Below are 17,619 nucleotides of genomic sequence, written 5' to 3'. Positions count from 1 at the left end.
CGCCAGCCCTTGAGCGAGGTCCCGGCTCGCCCCTGCCGGGGCGTCCGGGATTTCAGCCTGGGTGAGCGGGTGTCTGGTCATCAGAATCTCGCCACCCCGAAGCTGTTGGCGTTCAGCGTGCGGGCATCAGCTTCCGCACAGATATTCAGGCTCTCGGTGAGGATGGCGCGGGTATCGCGCGGGTCGATAATACCGTCATCCCATAGCCGCGCCGTGCCGAAGAGGGCGTAGGACTGGTCCTCCAGCCCGGTGCGGATCATGTCGCTCATGGCTTTCAGGCCATCTTCATCGGTCGGCTGGCCAGCGCGCTCATTCTTGGCGCGGGTGATGATCTCCATCACCTTGGCGGCCTGCGCCCCGCCCATCACGGCGGTGCGGGCGGTCGGCCAGGCGAAGATGAAGCGCGGATCAAACCCGCGCCCGCACATGCCGTAATTGCCCGCCCCGTAAGAACCGCCAAGCACGATGGTGATCTTGGGAACGCGCGCATTGGCGACGGCCTGGATCATTTTCGAACCATGCTTGATCGCGCCATCGGCTTCCGCCTTGGAGCCGACCATGTAGCCGGTGGTATTTTGCAGGAAGATGAGCGGCGTGCCGGACTGGTCGCAGAGTTGAATGAACTGCCCGGCCTTCATCGAACCTTCCGGCTGGATCGGACCATTATTGCCCAGAATGCCGACAAGATGGCCGCCAATGCGGGCATGGCCGCACACGGTTTCTGCGCCATAGCGCGCCTTGAACTCCAGGAAGTCCGACCCGTCGACGATGCGGGCGATCACTTCCTTCACGTCATAGGGCGTGCGGTCATCGGCCGGAACGACGCCCAGCAATTCCTCGCTGGCGAATTTGGGCGCTTCGCCTTGCCCCGGCGGGGTGGCGCCATCCCAGTTCAGCTTGTCCATGATCTCGCGGGCATAGGCGATGGCCTGCGCATCATCCTCGGCGACATATTCGCCAAGGCCGGTGACCTCGCCATGGAGCTTTGCCCCGCCAAGGCTTTCATCGTCCGCGTCCTCGCCAATGGCGGCTTTGACCAGCGGCGGCCCAGCAAGGAAAATCTTCGAATTGCCATTCACCAGCACGACATAATCCGACAGGCCCGGCAGATACGCCCCGCCCGCCGTTGACGAACCGTGCACCACCGCGATCTGCGGAATACCGGCAGCGGACAGGCGCGCCTGATTGGCAAAGCTGCGTCCGCCATCGACGAAAATCTCGGCCTGATAGAGCAGGTTCGCGCCGCCGGACTCCACCAGGTGGATCATGGGCAGCTTGTTCTCCAACGCGATTTCTTGCGCGCGCAGAGCCTTTTTCAGGCCCATCGGCGCGACCGTGCCGCCCTTGATGGCGCTGTCGGACGCACCAATGATCACCCGCTTGCCGCAGACCTGACCGATGCCGACGATGGACCCGCCGCCAGAGGCGCCGCGATCTCCGTCATCATCATGCATTTTCAGGCCCGCCAGCGGCGAGAGCTCGATGAAGGGCGCATCCCGGTCCAAGAGCCGCGCCACCCGCTCGCGCGGCAGAAGCTGGCCACGCTTTTCAAAATCCGCCCGCTTGCGTTCGGAGTTGGCGCGGACCTTCTCTTCCAGCGCCCGCACTTCGGCCAGGCGCTCGGCCATCTTGTCCGCATTGGCGCGAAACTCGTCGCTTGAGGCGTTGAGGCGGGACGAGAGTACGGGCATTAGCTGCCACCTCCGCGCAGGACGTCCGGGTCCACCGCCCGGTGGAAACCATTATAGGCCACGCTTTTCTCATGGTCAGGCAGGGGGAAGACCGCGCTGCCGAGCGGCGCGCCGCCATCAATGGCCAGCGTCACACCAGTGATGAAGCTCGCGCCCTCGCTCAAGAGGAACACGATGGCCGAGGAAACCTCAGCTTCCGTCCCCATGCGTTTGGCCGGCAGGTGCTGGCGCAGATGCGGGATCATGGCGCGCACCGCGCCGCCATAGGTGTCCATGCCGGACGAGGCGACCCAGCCGGGCGCGACTGCATTCACGCGCACACCATACTGCGCCCATTCAAACGCGGCCGTCTTGGTGAGGTTGGCCATCCCAGCGCGCGCGGCACCGGAATGGGCCATGCCCGGCATGCCGTTCCACATATCGGCCGTCATGTTGACGACCACCCCGCCATGTTCGGCCATGGAAGCCTCGAACACGGCGCGCATCATCAGGAAGCCGCCGGTCAGATTGGTCGCGATCACCGCGTCCCAGCCCTTTTTCGAGATGTCCTGCATGCTGGCCGGAAACTGCCCGCCCGCATTGTTGACGAGGCCATGGACGGGGCCATGTTCCGCGACGATTCCCGTCACGGCGGCCCTCACCGCCTCCTCATCGCGGATGTCAAAGCTTGCCATGTGGCAAATGCCACCATCTTCGGCGATCTCACCCGCGACGCTTTGAAGCTTCTCCGCCTTGCGCCCGGTGATGATGATTTTCGCGCCAAGGCTGGCCAGCTCATGGGCGGTGCAGCGGCCAATGCCGGACCCGCCCCCGGTGACGATTATCGTCTTGCCGGCAAACAGATCTGCGCGAAATACGCTGTCATACCCTTTGGCGGTCAAGCTGGCGTCTCCTCCCTGACTGACCCGTCTGACGGGGCTCTTGTCATCTCCTTCAGGCTGGCGCATGCTTACGTATACGTCAAGCAATTCTTGTAAGCGTCAGGCAGCATGGAAATGGCCAGAGCGGCAGCAGACATGAAGGCAGAGCAGACGGGCGAAACCCTCTACGGGATCGCCGATCTCGCTGCGCATTTCTCGATCAGCCAGCGCACGATCCGCTTCTATGAGGACAAGGGGCTGATCACGCCGCAGCGGGTCGGCACGCAGCGAATCTACACCGAGACCGACCGCCAGCGCCTCTCATTGATCCTGCGGGCGAAATCCATCGGCTCGAAGCTCTCAGAAATCCGCACTTTCCTGGAGCTCTTTGGGCGCGAGGGCGAGGGCCGGGAAAAGCAGCTGCGCTACGTGATCGAGCGCACGGGCGAGAAGATCGCCGAGCTGGAAGACAAGCGCCGCCAGATCGACGAAACGCTGGACGAGCTGCGCCTGATCCATGAAGGCTCAAAGGAACGGTTGAGGAAACTGAAGGGGTAGGGTTTTCTTTCATTTCGCAACGCATCCGCGTTGCGGTGTTCCGCGAAAAGTCGCGGGCGCGCGTTCGCGCTTTTCAGGCCGCAAAGCGGCCTGTTGGCTTTGAGTACAACTCACCACGCGTTTCACCGGCGCAAGCCGGTGCCCAGTCCTTTTCTGGATCCCGGCTTGCGCCGGGAAAACGCGTTACGAAGCACGCAACTACCCCCTTACCGCCTTGCCCGCCTCCACGCTCACATATTGCACGCCATCCCCGAACGCCTCGAACAGGCCCTTCTCCACGCCGGTCAGCCAGGCCTGACAGCCTATGGCGGCAATCGCGCTGGCAAGGCCCTCGCGGCGGTCCACGTCCAGATGCGCGCACGCCTCATCAAAGATCATCACCGGGGCGGCCCCGCGCTCGCGCGCGAGCGCCGCGCCGTGGGCGAGCGCGAGGCCGAGCAGCAGGGCCTTCTGCTCGCCAGTGGAGCAGTCCGCCGCCACCTGATCCTTCTCCCGGTGGCGCGCCTCCAGCTCGGTGCGGTGCGGACCGGTCAGCGCGCGCCCCGCCGCGCCATCCTTGCGGCGCGTGTCTTTCAGGCGCGCGGCAAAGCGGGCTTCAGCCGCCGCCTCATCCTCGATCAGCAGCCCTTCCAGATAGCCGGAGAGCGCAAGATCGGCCTTCGGGAAGGCCGATGCCGGGCGGTCACTGATCTCGCTTTGCAGGGCATTGAGAGCCGCCAGACGCGCACGTGCCATCGCGGTGCCAGCTTCGGCCATCTTGGCTTCCAGTGCATCGAGCCATGACAGATCGACGCTGAGCCCCTCATCCATGCGCTCCAGCAGGCGCTGGCGTTCGCGCATCGCCTTGTCATAGGCATTGGCCTGCGTGCCGTGGCCCGGCTCACCGGCCAGCACCAGCCGGTCAAAGAAGCGCAGACGGTCGCTGCGCGGGCCTGCCCATAGCCGGTCCTCGCGCGGGGTCAGCCAGATCATCGGAAACAGGCGCGCAAGCTGGGTCTGGGTGGTCGCCACGCCTTCAAGGCGCGTCTTGCGCCGGGCGGGATTATCGGGGTCAGCGCCGGTGGCCAGCGTTACCGGGCCATCCGCCGTTTCAGCCTCGGCATGGACCGCCCAGACAGGCGCCTCCCCGCCAGCGCCGCGCTGGCGCACCGCGTCAGACCCGGCGGCGCGAAGCCCCCTGCCCGGCCCGAGAAACGAAACGGCTTCAACCAGATTGGTCTTGCCCGCGCCATTGGGTCCGAACAGGCAGACAGGGCGCGCATCGAGCACCAGGTCCAGCCAGGCATAGTTGCGAAAGCCGGTGAGCTTCAGGCGGGTGACGGCAGATGTTCTGTTCATGATCCAGCTGCCCGGCAAACAGCCGGGGTCCCCGCCCCCGAGCGGGGACCCAGAGGCGAAAGCAGGACTTCAAACGGCATGCTTATGACGCTGTTTTGCAGGTTTACTGGGTCCCCGCTCGGGGGCGGGGACCCCGGTAATGAACATACCGTACGAGCAGAAACTGACACGCCAGCAGGCATGGCGGTGTGTCCTTTGACGGGCAAACCGTTCAGGCTAATCCCTACACCCGCAGCGGCATCAGCACGTATTCAGCGTCCGGGTCGCCAGAGTCCGTTACCCGCGTGGGCGAACCGGAATCGGCAAACTCGAACATGGCCTCATCGCCAGCGATCTGCGCAGCGACGTCCAGCAGATAGCGCGCATTGAAGCCAATAACGATTTCGCTGGAAGAATAGTCGGCATGCAGCTCTTCGCTCGCCGTACCGCTTTCCGGATTGTTGACCGCCAGCACCAGCGTGGAGTCCGACACGGTCAGCTTGATCGAGCGGGATTTCTCCTGGCTGATCGTGGCCACCCGGTCGACGGCCTGCGCGAACGGGGCGCGGTCCACTTTCATGATCTTGTCATTGCCGCGCGGGATGACGCGCTCATAGTCCGGGAAGGTGCCGTCGATGAGCTTGGAGGTCAGCACCGCTGCACCCAGCTCGAAACGGATCTTGCCTTCGGAGACCTGCACGCGGATTTCATCATCCACGTCTTCGAGCAGGCGGCGCAATTCCTGGATGGGTTTGCGCGGCACGATGACCGCCGGCATGCCTTCTGCGCCAGAGGGCAGATCGGTTTCGGCCAGCGCCAGACGGTGGCCGTCGGTGGCGACAGCGCGCAGCGTCTTGCGGCCATCACGCTCCGCCGCGTGCAGATGGATGCCGTTGAGGTAGTAGCGCGTCTCTTCGGTGGAGATCGCAAAGCGTGTCTTGTCGATGAGGCGCGCAAAGGCGGAAGCAGGCAGCGTAAAGCTGGTCGCCAGATCCTCGGTCGGCATGACCGGGAAATCACCTGCCGGCAGGGCGGGCAGGTTGAAGCGCGAGCGCCCGGCAGAGAGCTGCAGGCGCGGATCATCACCGGCCATCTGCAGCGTCACATCCGCGCCTTCGGGCAGTTTGCGGGCGATCTCATAAAGGGTATGGGCCGGAGCGGTGACGATGCCTGCCCGCTCCACATGGGCGGGGGCCTCTTCCACAATCTCGGTATCAAGGTCGGTCGCGGTCAGGCGCATGTGCTGGCCGTTGGCATTGATCAGCACGTTGGACAGGATCGGGATGGTATTGCGCCGTTCCACCACCGCCTGGACGTGTCCAAGCGCTTTCAGGAGGGCCGCGCGCTCTATCGTGAGCTTCATCTCTATCGCCTTTTGACCAGATTTGGCGGAAAGCCCGGCAAGCGCAGCCTCCCGCCTGACAGAATCGCTAGTAGACCGGGTTGTTCACCATAGACCAAAAAAAACGACCGCAAGAAGGGGTCTCTTGCGGTCGCCGGGGGGCGTTGCAGCACAATCAGCCGCGAAGACGCTTGCGAATGGCCTCGATATCTTCTGCCAGCAGCGGATCGGCGCCAAGCTGGGCAGTAATTTTGGTCACCGCGTGAATGACCGTCGAGTGGTCCCGCCCGCCAAAGCGCCGCCCGATATCGGGCAGGGAGCGCGTGGTCATGGTCTTGGCCAGATACATGGCGATATGGCGCGGACGCACGACAGACTGGGTGCGGCGCTTGGAGTTGATGTCGGAAGGCGTGATCGAGAAATAGGCCGCTACCGCCTTCTGGATCTCGTCCACGGTGACGCGCTTTTCCGCCTTCACGGGCAGATCGCCCAGCACTTCCTCCACCGCCTCGATCGTCACCGGACGCTCCATATAGGCGGTGCGGACGATGACATTGTTGAGCACGCCTTCGAGCTCGCGCGCAGAGCTGGTCACGCGGGCCGCCAGGAAATCGCGCACCTGTTCAGGCACATCGAGATCGGGGCAATGGGTGCGGGCCTGTGCCACCTTGCAATCAACAATCTTGCGGCGCAGATCGAGATCAGGCCCGAACAGCTCGCAGGCAAACCCGCCGCGCAGCAGCGAACGCAGGCGTTCATCACCGACACCCAGCTCGGCCGGCGCGCAATGCGAGGCGAGCACGACCTGGCGGTTTTCCGCGATCAGGGCTGCAATCGTGTGCAGGAATTCGCTTTCCGTGCTCGGCTTGCCGGCGATGAAGTGGACATCATCAATCAGCAGCACGTCACAGGTACGCACCTGGTCCTTGAAGGGCTGGACGTCACGCGCCCGCAGAGCCGACTGGAAGCCGTTGAGGAACTCCTCGGCCGTCAGATAGAGCACCTTGCGGCCGGACTCGCCAAGGCTCACCGAATGGGCGATGGCGTTCAAGAGGTGCGTCTTGCCAACGCCGTAGCCACCATGGAAGAAGGCCGGGTTGAAAGGCGGGGCGGACGCACCGGCAATCGCCTTGGCAGCCGTGCTGGCCATGGCATTGGCCGAGCCGACCATGAAAGTGTTGAAGGTGAAGCGGCCATCGCTGCGCGAAGCACGCTCCGGCCCGCCAAGGGCCGCCGACGATGCCGAGCTGGCAAGGGCTTCGCGAGCGGGCGCCAGCGCAGCAGACGCCGCGGGGCGGACCGGCGCCGCAGCACTGGCCGGTACCCGGCGATCCTCCCGGACGCCAGCGCGGGCAGCCGGAACGCCTTCACAACAGATCACGATGTCACGCGGGCCGGTATCAAAGGTCGTCCACAGCGCACGAAGCCGGGCGCCCAGATTGTCCTCCACCCAGGCGCGGCCGAAATCATTGGCGCAGATGATCTGGATGGAACCATTGGAATCTTCCGCAACGCGCAGTCGCGCGATCTCGGAAACATAGATCACATCCCCGTATTCCTGGCGCAGCCTGGCGCGTACATCGCGCCAGACATCGCTGACGGCCGGCACACCCTGCATGACGCCCCGCTGCTGTGTTCTGGCGTTAGAAACTGAATTGTTCAGCCCCATAAGTCCCCAACCTCAAACCTGTCGGCTGCAGGTTATGTCCCGCAGCTATTACCTTGATTTTAGACAAGACTTCTCCGTCCGGCAGCAAGCCATATGCTCGCCCCCGCAACCCGCTCTTGGTCCGTATGGAGATCAGTCGCGTCGGTCCAGACAGGTTAGCCAGAGCGCTGCGGGAATCAACATCATTAACCGTGATTCCGGGCCGATTCGGCGCTTGACAAGGAGATTTCCCTGATTGCGCTGGACGTTGCGCAGTGAAAAAAAATTCAGTCAGGGTTTACGTTCCGCAGGCGTTCATGGCGGGCCGTGTTTGCAGCTGTCAAAGGGGAGAGAAATTGCAGCGCGAAAGGTTGTGGGAACGCCTTGTGCAACAGGCGATCCCGGCGGTTTTCTGAACAGAAAACCAATAAAAAAGCGCGCCTGCAGACATACTGCAGACACGCTCTAAACTTATCCGGCTAAGGACGAGTTTTGACTAGGCGTTCATCGACTTCACGCGGGCCGAAAGGCGCGAAACCTTGCGCGAGCCCGTGTTCTTGTGGATGACGCCCTTGGAGACGGCGCTCATGACTTCGGACTCGGCCGCACGCAGGGCGTCACGGGCCTCGGTCTGATTACCGGCCGCGATAGCCAGCTCGACCTTCTTCACAAAGGTGCGCATGCGCGAGCGGCGGGTTTTGTTGATGGCGGTGCGGCGCGCAATCTTGCGCACCATTTTCTTCGCCGAACTCGTATTCGCCATGGATACTCCAGGGGCCTGAAACAGTCGTTGAAACCTAAGTTCTCATCGTCGCGCCGCGCCCTTGAAAAGGCAAGCGTTGAGCGAAGTGAGGCGCGGCGTATACCCGTGCGCCCCGGCTTCGTCAACCGCGATGCGTGCTAAATCAGCGGTGGCGGAAATGCGCAGCGCGCTTGCTGGCAAAGGCCGCCATGCCTTCCTTCTGGTCTTCGGTGGCAAACTGGGACTGGAAGACGCGCCGCTCAAAGCGGATGCCTTCGGTCAGGCCCATCTCATAGGCCATGTTCACCGCTTCCTTGGTCATCATCGCGATCGGCAGGGATTTGGCCGCAATGGCCTCTGCCGCTTCCATGGCTGTGTCGAGCAGGTCGTCAGCCGGCACGATGCGCGAGACCAGACCGGCGCGCTCAGCTTCCTCGGCATTCATCATGCGCCCCGTCAGGCACATATCCATCGCCTTTGACTTGCCGACAGCGCGCGGCAGGCGCTGCGTGCCGCCAGCGCCAGGCATGACGCCGAGATTGATCTCGGGCTGACCGAATTTCGCGGTTTCCGCAGCAATGATGAAATCGCACATCATGGCGATCTCGCAGCCGCCACCCAGCGCATAGCCGGCGACCGCAGCGATGATCGGCTTGCGGAAGCGCGCGACCGATTCCCAGCTCTTTGCGAAGGGATCCTGCATGTAGAGCGAGACGAAATCGCGATCCTGCAATTCCTTGATGTCTGCACCGGCGGCGAACGCCTTGGCAGAGCCCGTCAGAACCACACAGCCAATATCCTCATCGGCCTCGAAAGCTTCCAGCGCGGCAGCCAGCTCCGTGGTCAGCTCGTCACACAGCGCGTTCAGGGCCGATGGCCGGTCAAAGGTGATAACCCCTACCCGCCCCTCGGTTTTGGTCTGGATCGTCTTGTAGGCCATCTTGAGCCCTCCTTGAGGATGACACCGCCTTGACGGTGCCGCGACAGTTCGATGCGGCGGCTTCCATACAGGAAGCCCGCCCCGGGGTCGACACCCCGGGGCGGGCGATCTCTGCATATTGATGGATGCGTCTAGCGGCGGGTGACCGTGTAACCTTCAGCCCGCAAGAGCTCGACCACACCGTCTTCACCGGGGAGGTGACCTGCCCCGACCGCCACGAAATGCGTGCCGCCCGATGCCAGCATGGCCTCGATCTGAGGCACCCAGTCGCGATTACGGGTGACCATGATCGCCTGATAAAGCTCATCGCTGGCACTACGGATGGAGCCGTTCACCTGCGTATCGAGCATGTCCATGTCGCCCGTCGCCCAGGCGGTGACCATTCGGTCCAGCTCGCCGCGCAGATCGCCCATCTCGTCAAGGCTCACACGAAGCCATTCAATCTGGGTATCCATCGGCAGATCGGCGAGGATACGCAACTGGCCTTCAGCCGTTTCGAGATAGTCGAGCTGCTTGCCCTGTTCATTCGCCTCAGCGCTCAGCACGGCCTCAACACCCGTGGCGGGGCTGAACCCGAATGACTGGAGCTGCATGGCGCCCAACGTAATCCCGGCCAGCCAGGGCTGCACAGGCTCGAAATTGCCCGCCGGAATACCCAGCTCCGCCGTCTGCGCCTCAAACGCGGCATAGGTGTCTGCCCCCAGCAGGGAGGACAGTGTGACGCCTTGCGGGTTGAGCCCGAGCTGCGGGATCAGGGCCTGCATCTGCGCCTGTGCTTCGGGGCTGAGGACGTCGGCCTCGAACCACACCGTCCCGGCTTCGGCAAAGGCGGTGTTCACCGTGTCGGAACGCCAGTCGAGCGCGTCAGGCAGCAGATGGAAAGTGCCGAACAGATGGACGGTCGCGCCGTCCGCCTCGACCGTCCACAGGGCTGGAGAGGCCTCGATGGCGGCATAATCGTTTGCGTAGCTTCGTTCCAGGGAGGAGAGCCCAACCCCGGTCAGGAAGCCCAGTGCGGCCAATGCCGTTGTCTTGATGATTTTCTTGAGCATGGGTCTGACCTTTTCATTGTGTATCCGGCCTCCTGCATGGGAGGCTTGAAGGGGCTCATATCAAACTAACTGTTATATGTCTACAACATTATGGATGACATATTTGTAATGCGCTCGCCGGTTAGCGCTGGCATGACGGGCAGTAGAAGGTCGACCGGCCTTGCTGGACCAGACGAACGATGGGCGCGCCGCACCCTTCGTTTCCTGCGCCGCCCCGGCAAGGCTCGCCCTCGCGCCCGTAGGCGTCGAAGCGGTGCTGGAAATAACCCAGAGCGCCGTCTGCGCCGGCATAGTCGCGCAAAGTAGAGCCGCCCGCCTCGATCGCCTCGGCAATGACATTGCGCACGGCCACGGCCAGTCGCTCTGCCCGCTCACCCGCGATTGTATAGGCCTGCCGCTTCGGGCTGATGCGCGCGCGCCAGAGCGCCTCGCACACATAGATATTACCCAGCCCCGCCACGACGCGCTGGTCCAGCAATGCGGTCTTGATGGGGGAACGCCGCCCTTTGAGCGCTGCCGCCAGATGGGGACCGGAAAACAGGTTGGAATCCGGCTCCGGTCCAAGCTGGGCCAGATAGGGATTTGCCGCCTCCTCGCCTGTATCGAACAGGGTCATGAAGCCGAAACGGCGCGGATCATTATAGGTAACCCTCACCCCGCCCTCGAGGTCCAGCACGACATGGTCGTGGGCCGGATTGGCAGGCGGCGCATAGACGAAATCGCCGGGCTGGCGCGCCATGTCCTCTGCCAGAATCGAGAACCGGCCCGACATGCCCAGATGCATGAGCAGGGTTTCACCTGATCCCAGCCGCACAAGCAGGTATTTCGCACGCCGGTCGAGCCGCTCCACCTGTGTGCCGGTCAGGCGCTCTGCCATGCGTTCGGGGAAGGCAAAGCGCAGATCGGGCCGGTTCACGCGGGCGGACAGAATGCGCCGCCCTTCCATGGCGGGGATGAGGCCGCGGCGTACGGTTTCCACCTCGGGCAGTTCGGGCATGGTGTGGCCTCGTCGTCTGAAAGGTGCGTCTTGCTGCTTAGAATGTGCGCATGCGCTGTGCTAAGGCGAGTGCCAGCATCACATGGAGACGTCACCATGATCCGCTTATCGGCCGTTATTATCGCACTCGGCCTGCTTCTGGCCGCGGCCTGCTCGCCTTTTGACGAGGACGCGCCGCGTACACTGACCGCTACGTTGAGCGTTGGCGAGCCGGTGCGCCTGCCCGATGGCACGGCCATACTGGTCGAGTTGATCGCGGTCAGCGGTGAAGGCGAGGCCGTGGCTGAAGCCAGCACTGTACTGGACGGCGCCGACCTGCCGCTGGAGGTGAGCCTCACCATTGATCCGGCGCGCCTTGAAGACGGGCAGGCCTATGCATTGCGCGCCGCCCTTGCCTGGGATGGCGAGCTGCAATGGCTGAGCGCGCCGCTGGCGGTCAATGTCGGGCAGAGGCGCATTCATGCCGGGGAGATACGTCTCGATCCGTTCAACAGCGGCCTGCCTGCTGATGCGGGCGAGGCACCTGCCATGGAAGCCGAAGAAGCCATCTTCCTGTGCGGGGACGCCATTATCATCCTCAACCGCGATGCGGACGGCGCGGCACTGTCTGTCGAAGACACGGAATATCGGCTCGGCCCGGCCATGGCAGGCGAGGCTGAAGGTGTTCTGCGCCATGAAAGCGCGGACGGGCAGAGCTGGTTTGATGATGCCGGCGCTACGGCACGCTACGCGATTGACGGCGAAAGCGGGCCGGACTGCGTGCGGCTCTACTGAGCGGCGCGTTTCGCCGCACTGGCGGCTATCAATGGTGAAGGCTAGGCTGATCCCATGAACGATACCAACACCACATCCTTCGGCTTCCGCGAGGTTCCGCGCGAGGAAAAACAGGGCCTTGTGCGCGGCGTGTTCGACCGCTCGGCGCGCCGCTATGACCTGATGAATGATGTGATGAGCCTTGGCATCCACCGGGTGTGGAAAGACATCACCATCACCCGCGCGAGGCCGAAACCTGGCGAGCGCCTGATCGATGTGGCGGGCGGTACGGGCGATCTCGCCCGCGCCTTCATCGAGCGCTCCAAACGCCCCGGCGAGAAGCCCGCCACCGCCATCGTGGCCGACATCAATGAGGAAATGCTGCGTGCAGGCATCAAACGCGGGAAGGCAGACGGCATCGAATGGGCCGTCGCCAACGCCGAATGCCTGCCCTTTGACGACAGAAGCGCGGACTGCGTGATGATCGGGTTCGGCATCCGCAATGTGACCGAACGCATGCAGGCGCTGCGCGAAATGCACCGCGTGCTCAAGCCCGGCGGGCGTTTCCTGTGTCTGGAGTTTTCCCGGCCCGTCACGCGCGCTATCGCGAACATCTATGATCTGTGGTCGTTCAAGGCGATCCCCGAGCTCGGCGCTCTCATCGCCAAGGACCGCGACAGCTATCAGTATCTCGTTGAGTCCATCCGCCGCTTCCCTCATCAGGAGGCGTTTGCCGCCGAGCTGCGTGAGGCGGGCTTTGGAGAAGTGAGGGTGACGAACCTGTCAGGCGGTATCGCCGCCCTTCATACGGGCTGGCGGGTCTAGTCCTCACCCTCATCCGGCCGGGCGAGATCGTCGGGATGAAAGTCGTAATCCAGCAGGTCAGACGGCGTGCAATCGAGCGCGGCGCATAGTCTTGCAAGCGTTGAAAAGCGTATCCCCTTCACCTTGCCCGACCGGAAGAGTGAGAGCTGCGTCTCCGACAGGCCTATCTCGGCGGCGAGATCACGCGCCTTGATGCCCCGCCGCAGTATCAGCGCATCGAGTGTCACCCGTACCGGCATGGTCAGATAAACTCGCTCATAGCGGCTTCCTGCCGCGCCGCGCGGTCAATGATGCCGCCGAGCAGGAACACCGCGCCGCCCGTGAGTATCAATGCCATCGCCCCGGGGTCAAAGTGCAGATACGAACCCTGCGTATGGCCTGCCATACGCAGCAGATTCGGCATCACGGCAATGCTGATGACGCCGCCGGCCGCAAGGGCAAGCCCGACCCGGCGCAGGCCCGCAGACAGTGCCGGGCTGAACAGGCTGGCGCCCCGCGCCAGGGCGCTGAAGGTCACGCCTAGCGTCCACACCCCATAGAGATAGGCGAAAGCAGACAGGGAGAAGATGAGCGCAACCGGAATGCCGCTCATGCCCTGCGGCGGCGGATTGCCAATCGCGACGAGAACCACCGGGGCGACAATATTGCCGGCCGCCAGAACGCCTGCTGCCAGCCCCGCAACAAGCTTTGCCGCCAGGCCAAGCCTTGAGAGCCGCCTGCGCAGCGTTGCCTCACCCTTCTTCGTCATGGCCAGCCTTCCCGATCCAATTATGAACAATTTTTAGTCTTGACTTAAAGTGTGTCAATGACAAAATTTTATGTAAGACTTAAAGGGCATCAACCTCGGATGAACAGTATCGCGATCGAAACCCGGCATCTTGCCCGCCGCCTTGGTCAGCATCAGGCCGTGAGCGATGTCAGTCTCAGCGTGCCGGAGGGCTCGGTCTATGCGCTGCTCGGACGCAATGGGTCAGGCAAGACCACCACGCTGAAAATGCTCCTGGGCCTGTTGCGCGCGGACAGGGGCAGTATCCGTATCCTTGGCTGCGACCCGCAGCGCGAGCGCCTTAGGACCGCCCGCCTGACCGGAGCTCTTCTGGAAGCTCACGGATTTTACACCCAGCTTACCGGCGCGGAGAATCTGGACATTGCACGGCGGCTTCTTGGACTGGGCGAGGGCGAGATCGCCCGTGTGCTGCGCCTCACCGGGCTGGACGAGCGGGCAGCCCGCCTGCGGGTTGGCGGCTATTCCCTTGGCATGCGCCAGCGTCTGGGGATTGCCCGCGCGCTTCTTGGCGCGCCGCGTCTTCTGATCCTTGACGAGCCGGGTAACGGGCTGGACCCGGATGGTATTGCGGACATGCGCCGCTTCCTGCGTACACTACCGGAACGGAGCGGCGCGACTGTGATGATTTCCAGCCATCAGCTCAGCGAGGTGGAGCAGACGGCCACCCATGTTGGTGTGATCCATGACGGACGGTTGGTAGTAGAAGGCCCGCTGGCCACGCTGAAATCCGCTGCTGCGCCGGAGCTGCGCATCGCCACCAGCGATGATACGCGCGCCTGCCAGATTGCCGAGCGCATGGGCTATCAGATCATCGCCGAGGCTGAACCGGTATTGCTGCGCGAACCGGCCAGTCGCGGCGGGGCAGAGGCACGGGCCGGGTTGAACCGCCATCTGGTCGAGGCCGGCATTGATGTCTTCCTCTTGCAGCCCGGCAGTGCATCGCTGGAGAGCATCTATCGCCACGCCACTGGCCAGGATGCCCCCGCCGTCCCTCTTGAAAGGGTTGCCTGATGACCGCCATCGCTGCGTTCGCCCCGCTTCACGCCGAGATCGCCAAGCTGCGCCGGTCCCTGTCCGGGCTGATGGTTCTGGCCGCGCCTGTGGTTCTTGCCGTGTTCACCTTCGCCAACATGGTCCGCCTGGATGAGCCGCGAAGCTGGGACAGCTGGCTGCAAGGCACAACCGCCATCTGGGCCCAGTTCATGCTGCCCATGAGCATGACCGCAATCACGGTGCTGGCTGCGCAGGCCGAGCACGGCCCGAGAAGCTGGGACTATCTGCGCGCCCTGCCCTTGCCGCGCTGGCGGCTCTATGCCTCCAAGGCCGTGATGGTAATGGGACTGGGGGCTGCCATGACAGCGCTGGTGGCTCTGGCTGTGCCGGGGGCCGCGATGCTTGCCGGTCTGGCAAAGCCCGCCATAGCCGCCTCAGGGGGGGCCGACATCGCCGCCTATGCGGCCAGCCTTGGCAAGATGCTGGCCGCATCCACCCTGCTGGTCGCCATCCAGCTCTGGGTCGCCTTACGTTTTGCCAGCTTCGCTCCCGCACTGGCGACGGGCATAGCGGGCACGTTCTTCGCCCTCACGGCATGGAATGCGCAGAACGGGATCTATTTTCCATGGCTGATGCCCATCAATACTCTGGCCGATGAGCCGGGCCGGGCAGGCCTTGCACTCGCGCTGGGTGGAGCGGGAGGCGTGGCAGTGTTCGCTGCGATGACGGCGCACCTGTCAGTCCGGGAACATCAGGGCTGAGCCACCTTGCAGACATTGCGCCGCACATGCCCCCTCTCGCCAAATCGGGCTTTGCCGCCTAAACCTCGCCCCTGTGATGTTTGGACCTGTCTTCACCTTCTTCCGGCTTATCCGCGCGGCTTGGACGCTGGCGCGCCATGACGCCATGTTCCCGGTCGAGTACCAGACCGTCTTTCCGGCGCCTGCGCGTCTGGCGGGGCGGGTGGCGCGCCTTGTGGCCATTCGCGGACGGGCGGACAATCCCGGCGAGCGGCTGGCACGCGCGCTTGAAGAGCTGGGGCCCTCCTATGTGAAGCTGGGTCAGGTGCTGGCCACCAGAGCCGATGTGGTGGGCGTACATTTCGCGCGCGGCCTGTCGCGCCTGCAGGACCGGATGAACCCCTTCCCGGACGCCGAGGCCCGAAAGGTGATCGAGGCCGAGCTGGAAGCGCCGGTAGAGACGCTGTTTGCTGAATTCGGCCCGCCCGCAGCCGCGGCCTCCATCGCTCAGGTCCACAAGGCGGTTACGCATGATGGCCAAACCGTCGCGGTAAAAGTGCTGCGTCCAGGCATCGATCAGCGCATCCACAAGGATATTGCCGTGCTGCGCATGGGCGCCGGTCTGGCCGTACGCTTCTTCCCGGCCTCGCGCCGCCTGGAGCCGCGTGCCTTTGTCGAGACGGTTGCCCGCTCTCTGGTTCTGGAGCTGGATCTGCGCATGGAGGCAGCCGGCGCCAGCGAGCTGATGGAAGCCGCCGTGGCCGCGCAGAACCTCCACATACCCGAAGTGATCTGGCCGCTGACCGCCAAGCGCGTGCTGACCACCGAATGGATCGACGCGATCGCGTTGACCGATATCGAGGCCGTCGAAGCGGCGGGCATCGACCGGGTAAAACTCGCCTCCGATATCACCGATGCCTTCCTCACCTGCGCGCTGGAGCGCGGCGCGTTTCACGCCGACATGCATGCTGGCAATCTGTTCGTGGGCCGCGATGGCAAGCTGTGGGCGGTCGATTTTGGCATCGTAGGGCGGCTGGAAGGGCCGGAGCGGCGCTATCTGGCGCGCATCCTCCACGGCTTCCTCACCCGCGATTATGACCGCGCCGCCGATGCCCATTTCGATGCCGGCTATGTGCCTGCGCACCATGCGCGCGCGGACTTCTCCGCTGCGCTGCGCTCGGTCGCCGAGCCGATATTCGGCAAGCGCGCAGACGAGGTGCCGATGTCACGCGTGCTCCTGCAGCTCTTCGAGGTGACAGAGCTGTTCGACATGCACCTTCAGCCCCAGCTCATCCTCCTGCAGAAGACCATGGTACAGGTGGAAGGTGTGTGCCGCACCCTCACACCCGCCCATGATATGTGGGAATCGTCCGCCCCTGCCGTAGAGCGCTTCATGCGCCGCGAGCTGGGCCCGGAAGGGCGGATACGCGATGTCTTGCGCGATCTGGAACGCCTGCATACCAGCCTGGTCGCCCTGCCCGTCACGCTGGAGCGCCTGACCGAAGCCGCCGAGCGCATGCAGGGTCCATCAGGGGCGGTACAGACACGCCATCGGGGCTTCTGGTTCACAGGCCTCCTGGTCGCTGGCGCTGCGCTTATCGGGGTGGTCTTCGCCCTCGCTCTGACCGGTCGCCTTGCACTGTAAGCACGTGCGTGCTTATATGGAGAGTGGAGGTGCATGATGCGCGAACGGCCCGGACAGTCCTTTGATCACGAAACGGCTCAGCCAGCGGATGCGCCGGTCAACGAGACGCGCAAGCTGCGCAAGACCGGCAACAGCTATGGCGTGACACTGTCCAAGGCTGCGCTGGATGCGGCAGGCTTTTCACCCGATCAACCTGTCGCCGTGATCGCCGAACCGGGACGAGTCATCATCCGCGCGGCGGGCGGGGCTTATGACGACACGGTGGAAGCAGGCCGCGAAGCGATGGCCCAATACCGTTTTGCGCTTGAGGCGCTGGCGCGATGAGCGTGCGCCTGCCCGATTATGCAGGCTATCTCGCGGTGATGGGGGAAGTGCTCGCCGAAAGCGGCGGCACGCCTTTGCAGCTGCGCGATGAGGGCCTGCTGCAGTCCGCCTTTGCCCGGCCGGAGAACCTGATGGCCTACGCCAACGGGTCCGAGGATGTATTCGCCGTGGCCGCCAGCCTTGCAAACGGCATAGCGCGCAACCACCCCATTGTGGACGGGAACAAGCGCGCTGCTGCAACGGCGTTTCTGATTACGCTGTTTCTCAACGGCATCAGGACGGATACAACGCAGGCGGACCTGGCTGAAACCTTTCAGTCCCTTGCCGCCGGCACACTCGACGAGCACACTCTCGCCGACTGGGGCAGGCGCCAGGGCGTTGAAGACCCCCGCTTTGTCCGGTAGG

Annotated in this window: 19 protein-coding genes; 8 read left to right on the top strand and 11 right to left on the bottom strand. The window is 63.9% G+C overall.

What is annotated here, in order from left to right; all coding sequences use genetic code 11:
- Positions 1 to 80: 80 nt before the first annotated feature.
- Entirely contained in the window at positions 81 to 1,691 is a 1,611-nt protein-coding gene (locus ACTIGC_RS08480; protein WP_439633986.1) for an acyl-CoA carboxylase subunit beta, read from the bottom strand.
- Complete coding sequence (locus ACTIGC_RS08475) at positions 1,691 to 2,572, bottom strand: SDR family oxidoreductase (protein ID WP_439633985.1); 882 nt, start codon at positions 2,570 to 2,572, stop codon at positions 1,691 to 1,693. Before ACTIGC_RS08475 ends, ACTIGC_RS08480 begins: the two co-directional genes overlap by 1 nt.
- Positions 2,573 to 2,680: 108 nt before the next feature.
- Here ACTIGC_RS08475 and ACTIGC_RS08470 point away from each other — a divergent pair, with 108 nt between their 5' ends.
- Entirely contained in the window at positions 2,681 to 3,109 is a 429-nt protein-coding gene (locus ACTIGC_RS08470; RefSeq protein ID WP_439633984.1) for a MerR family transcriptional regulator, read from the top strand.
- Between the two features lie 198 nt (positions 3,110 to 3,307).
- On the opposite strand, the gene recF is transcribed toward ACTIGC_RS08470, so the two are convergent.
- The 7 genes from recF to mutM all read right to left on the bottom strand — a co-directional run bounded on the left by recF (position 3,308) and on the right by mutM (position 11,147).
- Positions 3,308 to 4,447, bottom strand: coding sequence for a DNA replication/repair protein RecF (recF, locus tag ACTIGC_RS08465; protein ID WP_439633983.1), 1,140 nt, complete (start codon positions 4,445 to 4,447; stop codon positions 3,308 to 3,310).
- Positions 4,448 to 4,670: 223 nt separating this feature from the next.
- Positions 4,671 to 5,789 carry a DNA polymerase III subunit beta gene (gene dnaN, locus ACTIGC_RS08460; protein WP_439633982.1) on the bottom strand — a complete coding sequence of 373 codons (1,119 nt, stop codon included), beginning with the start codon at positions 5,787 to 5,789 and terminating at the stop codon, positions 4,671 to 4,673.
- Between the two features lie 154 nt (positions 5,790 to 5,943).
- Entirely contained in the window at positions 5,944 to 7,386 is a 1,443-nt protein-coding gene (gene dnaA, locus ACTIGC_RS08455) for a chromosomal replication initiator protein DnaA (protein ID WP_439633981.1), read from the bottom strand.
- A gap of 526 nt (positions 7,387 to 7,912) precedes the next feature.
- Positions 7,913 to 8,179, bottom strand: a complete 267-nt coding sequence (gene rpsT / locus ACTIGC_RS08450; RefSeq protein ID WP_127565572.1) for a 30S ribosomal protein S20 — start codon at positions 8,177 to 8,179, stop codon at positions 7,913 to 7,915.
- Between the two features lie 142 nt (positions 8,180 to 8,321).
- Positions 8,322 to 9,098 (bottom strand): enoyl-CoA hydratase, encoded by a 777-nt coding sequence (locus ACTIGC_RS08445; protein ID WP_439633980.1) that lies wholly within the window; start codon positions 9,096 to 9,098, stop codon positions 8,322 to 8,324.
- A gap of 131 nt (positions 9,099 to 9,229) precedes the next feature.
- Positions 9,230 to 10,150: a TraB/GumN family protein gene (locus ACTIGC_RS08440; RefSeq protein ID WP_439633979.1), complete on the bottom strand. Its 921-nt coding sequence runs from the start codon at positions 10,148 to 10,150 to the stop codon at positions 9,230 to 9,232.
- Between the two features lie 121 nt (positions 10,151 to 10,271).
- Positions 10,272 to 11,147, bottom strand: coding sequence for a bifunctional DNA-formamidopyrimidine glycosylase/DNA-(apurinic or apyrimidinic site) lyase (gene mutM / locus ACTIGC_RS08435; protein ID WP_439633978.1), 876 nt, complete (start codon positions 11,145 to 11,147; stop codon positions 10,272 to 10,274).
- A 96-nt stretch (positions 11,148 to 11,243) separates the two neighbouring features.
- Here mutM and ACTIGC_RS08430 point away from each other — a divergent pair, with 96 nt between their 5' ends.
- Together ACTIGC_RS08430 and ACTIGC_RS08425 are read left to right on the top strand one after the other, a co-directional pair.
- Positions 11,244 to 11,921, top strand: coding sequence for a YbaY family lipoprotein (locus ACTIGC_RS08430; RefSeq protein ID WP_439633977.1), 678 nt, complete (start codon positions 11,244 to 11,246; stop codon positions 11,919 to 11,921).
- A gap of 54 nt (positions 11,922 to 11,975) precedes the next feature.
- The gene (locus ACTIGC_RS08425) at positions 11,976 to 12,725 is read left to right on the top strand and encodes a class I SAM-dependent methyltransferase (RefSeq protein ID WP_439633976.1); all 750 of its coding nucleotides are present in this window, start codon (positions 11,976 to 11,978) and stop codon (positions 12,723 to 12,725) included.
- Here ACTIGC_RS08425 and ACTIGC_RS08420 read toward each other — a convergent pair.
- Positions 12,722 to 12,964: a helix-turn-helix domain-containing protein gene (locus ACTIGC_RS08420; protein WP_439633975.1), complete on the bottom strand. Its 243-nt coding sequence runs from the start codon at positions 12,962 to 12,964 to the stop codon at positions 12,722 to 12,724. The two genes, ACTIGC_RS08425 and ACTIGC_RS08420, sit on opposite strands and share 4 nt — an antisense overlap.
- A 2-nt stretch (positions 12,965 to 12,966) precedes the next feature.
- The gene (locus tag ACTIGC_RS08415; protein ID WP_439633974.1) at positions 12,967 to 13,473 is read right to left on the bottom strand and encodes a DUF2975 domain-containing protein; all 507 of its coding nucleotides are present in this window, start codon (positions 13,471 to 13,473) and stop codon (positions 12,967 to 12,969) included.
- Between the two features lie 99 nt (positions 13,474 to 13,572).
- On the opposite strand from ACTIGC_RS08415, the gene ACTIGC_RS08410 reads away from it, so the two are divergent.
- The 5 genes from ACTIGC_RS08410 to ACTIGC_RS08390 all read left to right on the top strand — a co-directional run bounded on the left by ACTIGC_RS08410 (position 13,573) and on the right by ACTIGC_RS08390 (position 17,618).
- The gene (locus tag ACTIGC_RS08410) at positions 13,573 to 14,523 is read left to right on the top strand and encodes an ATP-binding cassette domain-containing protein (protein ID WP_439633973.1); all 951 of its coding nucleotides are present in this window, start codon (positions 13,573 to 13,575) and stop codon (positions 14,521 to 14,523) included.
- Complete coding sequence (locus ACTIGC_RS08405) at positions 14,523 to 15,266, top strand: ABC transporter permease (RefSeq protein WP_439633972.1); 744 nt, start codon at positions 14,523 to 14,525, stop codon at positions 15,264 to 15,266. Before ACTIGC_RS08410 ends, ACTIGC_RS08405 begins: the two co-directional genes overlap by 1 nt.
- Before the next feature lie 76 nt (positions 15,267 to 15,342).
- Positions 15,343 to 16,890: a 2-polyprenylphenol 6-hydroxylase gene (gene ubiB / locus ACTIGC_RS08400; protein WP_439633971.1), complete on the top strand. Its 1,548-nt coding sequence runs from the start codon at positions 15,343 to 15,345 to the stop codon at positions 16,888 to 16,890.
- Positions 16,891 to 16,923: 33 nt separating this feature from the next.
- A complete protein-coding gene (locus ACTIGC_RS08395) occupies positions 16,924 to 17,214 on the top strand; it encodes an AbrB/MazE/SpoVT family DNA-binding domain-containing protein (protein ID WP_439633970.1) in 291 nt (96 codons plus the stop codon).
- Positions 17,211 to 17,618 carry a type II toxin-antitoxin system death-on-curing family toxin gene (locus ACTIGC_RS08390; protein ID WP_439633969.1) on the top strand — a complete coding sequence of 136 codons (408 nt, stop codon included), beginning with the start codon at positions 17,211 to 17,213 and terminating at the stop codon, positions 17,616 to 17,618. The genes ACTIGC_RS08395 and ACTIGC_RS08390 overlap by 4 nt, the downstream gene beginning before the upstream one ends.
- The last annotated feature ends 1 nt before the right edge of the window (position 17,619 follow it).

Source organism: Glycocaulis sp., from assembly GCF_051859565.1.
GTDB lineage: Bacteria > Pseudomonadota > Alphaproteobacteria > Caulobacterales > Maricaulaceae > Glycocaulis.
Note: the sequence above shows the minus strand (reverse complement) of the source record. Positions and strands in the feature narration are given on the sequence as shown.

Bases quoted from the DNA above. Each gene is read 5' to 3' on its own strand.
- ACTIGC_RS08445 (WP_439633980.1), bottom strand. From the start codon at position 9,098: ATGGCCTACAAGACGATCCAGACCAAAACCGAGGGGCGGGTAGGGGTT.
- ACTIGC_RS08405 (WP_439633972.1), top strand. From the start codon at position 14,523: ATGACCGCCATCGCTGCGTTCGCCCCGCTTCACGCCGAGATCGCCAAG.
- ACTIGC_RS08420 (WP_439633975.1), bottom strand. From the start codon at position 12,964: ATGCCGGTACGGGTGACACTCGATGCGCTGATACTGCGGCGGGGCATC.
- ACTIGC_RS08480 (WP_439633986.1), bottom strand. From the start codon at position 1,691: ATGCCCGTACTCTCGTCCCGCCTCAACGCCTCAAGCGACGAGTTTCGC.
- ACTIGC_RS08415 (WP_439633974.1), bottom strand. From the start codon at position 13,473: ATGACGAAGAAGGGTGAGGCAACGCTGCGCAGGCGGCTCTCAAGGCTT.
- ACTIGC_RS08470 (WP_439633984.1), top strand. From the start codon at position 2,681: ATGGAAATGGCCAGAGCGGCAGCAGACATGAAGGCAGAGCAGACGGGC.
- recF (WP_439633983.1), bottom strand. From the start codon at position 4,447: ATGAACAGAACATCTGCCGTCACCCGCCTGAAGCTCACCGGCTTTCGC.
- dnaN (WP_439633982.1), bottom strand. From the start codon at position 5,789: ATGAAGCTCACGATAGAGCGCGCGGCCCTCCTGAAAGCGCTTGGACAC.
- rpsT (WP_127565572.1), bottom strand. From the start codon at position 8,179: ATGGCGAATACGAGTTCGGCGAAGAAAATGGTGCGCAAGATTGCGCGC.
- mutM (WP_439633978.1), bottom strand. From the start codon at position 11,147: ATGCCCGAACTGCCCGAGGTGGAAACCGTACGCCGCGGCCTCATCCCC.
- ACTIGC_RS08440 (WP_439633979.1), bottom strand. From the start codon at position 10,150: ATGCTCAAGAAAATCATCAAGACAACGGCATTGGCCGCACTGGGCTTC.
- ACTIGC_RS08430 (WP_439633977.1), top strand. From the start codon at position 11,244: ATGATCCGCTTATCGGCCGTTATTATCGCACTCGGCCTGCTTCTGGCC.
- ACTIGC_RS08425 (WP_439633976.1), top strand. From the start codon at position 11,976: ATGAACGATACCAACACCACATCCTTCGGCTTCCGCGAGGTTCCGCGC.
- ubiB (WP_439633971.1), top strand. From the start codon at position 15,343: ATGTTTGGACCTGTCTTCACCTTCTTCCGGCTTATCCGCGCGGCTTGG.
- ACTIGC_RS08390 (WP_439633969.1), top strand. From the start codon at position 17,211: ATGAGCGTGCGCCTGCCCGATTATGCAGGCTATCTCGCGGTGATGGGG.
- ACTIGC_RS08410 (WP_439633973.1), top strand. From the start codon at position 13,573: ATGAACAGTATCGCGATCGAAACCCGGCATCTTGCCCGCCGCCTTGGT.
- dnaA (WP_439633981.1), bottom strand. From the start codon at position 7,386: ATGCAGGGTGTGCCGGCCGTCAGCGATGTCTGGCGCGATGTACGCGCC.
- ACTIGC_RS08395 (WP_439633970.1), top strand. From the start codon at position 16,924: ATGATGCGCGAACGGCCCGGACAGTCCTTTGATCACGAAACGGCTCAG.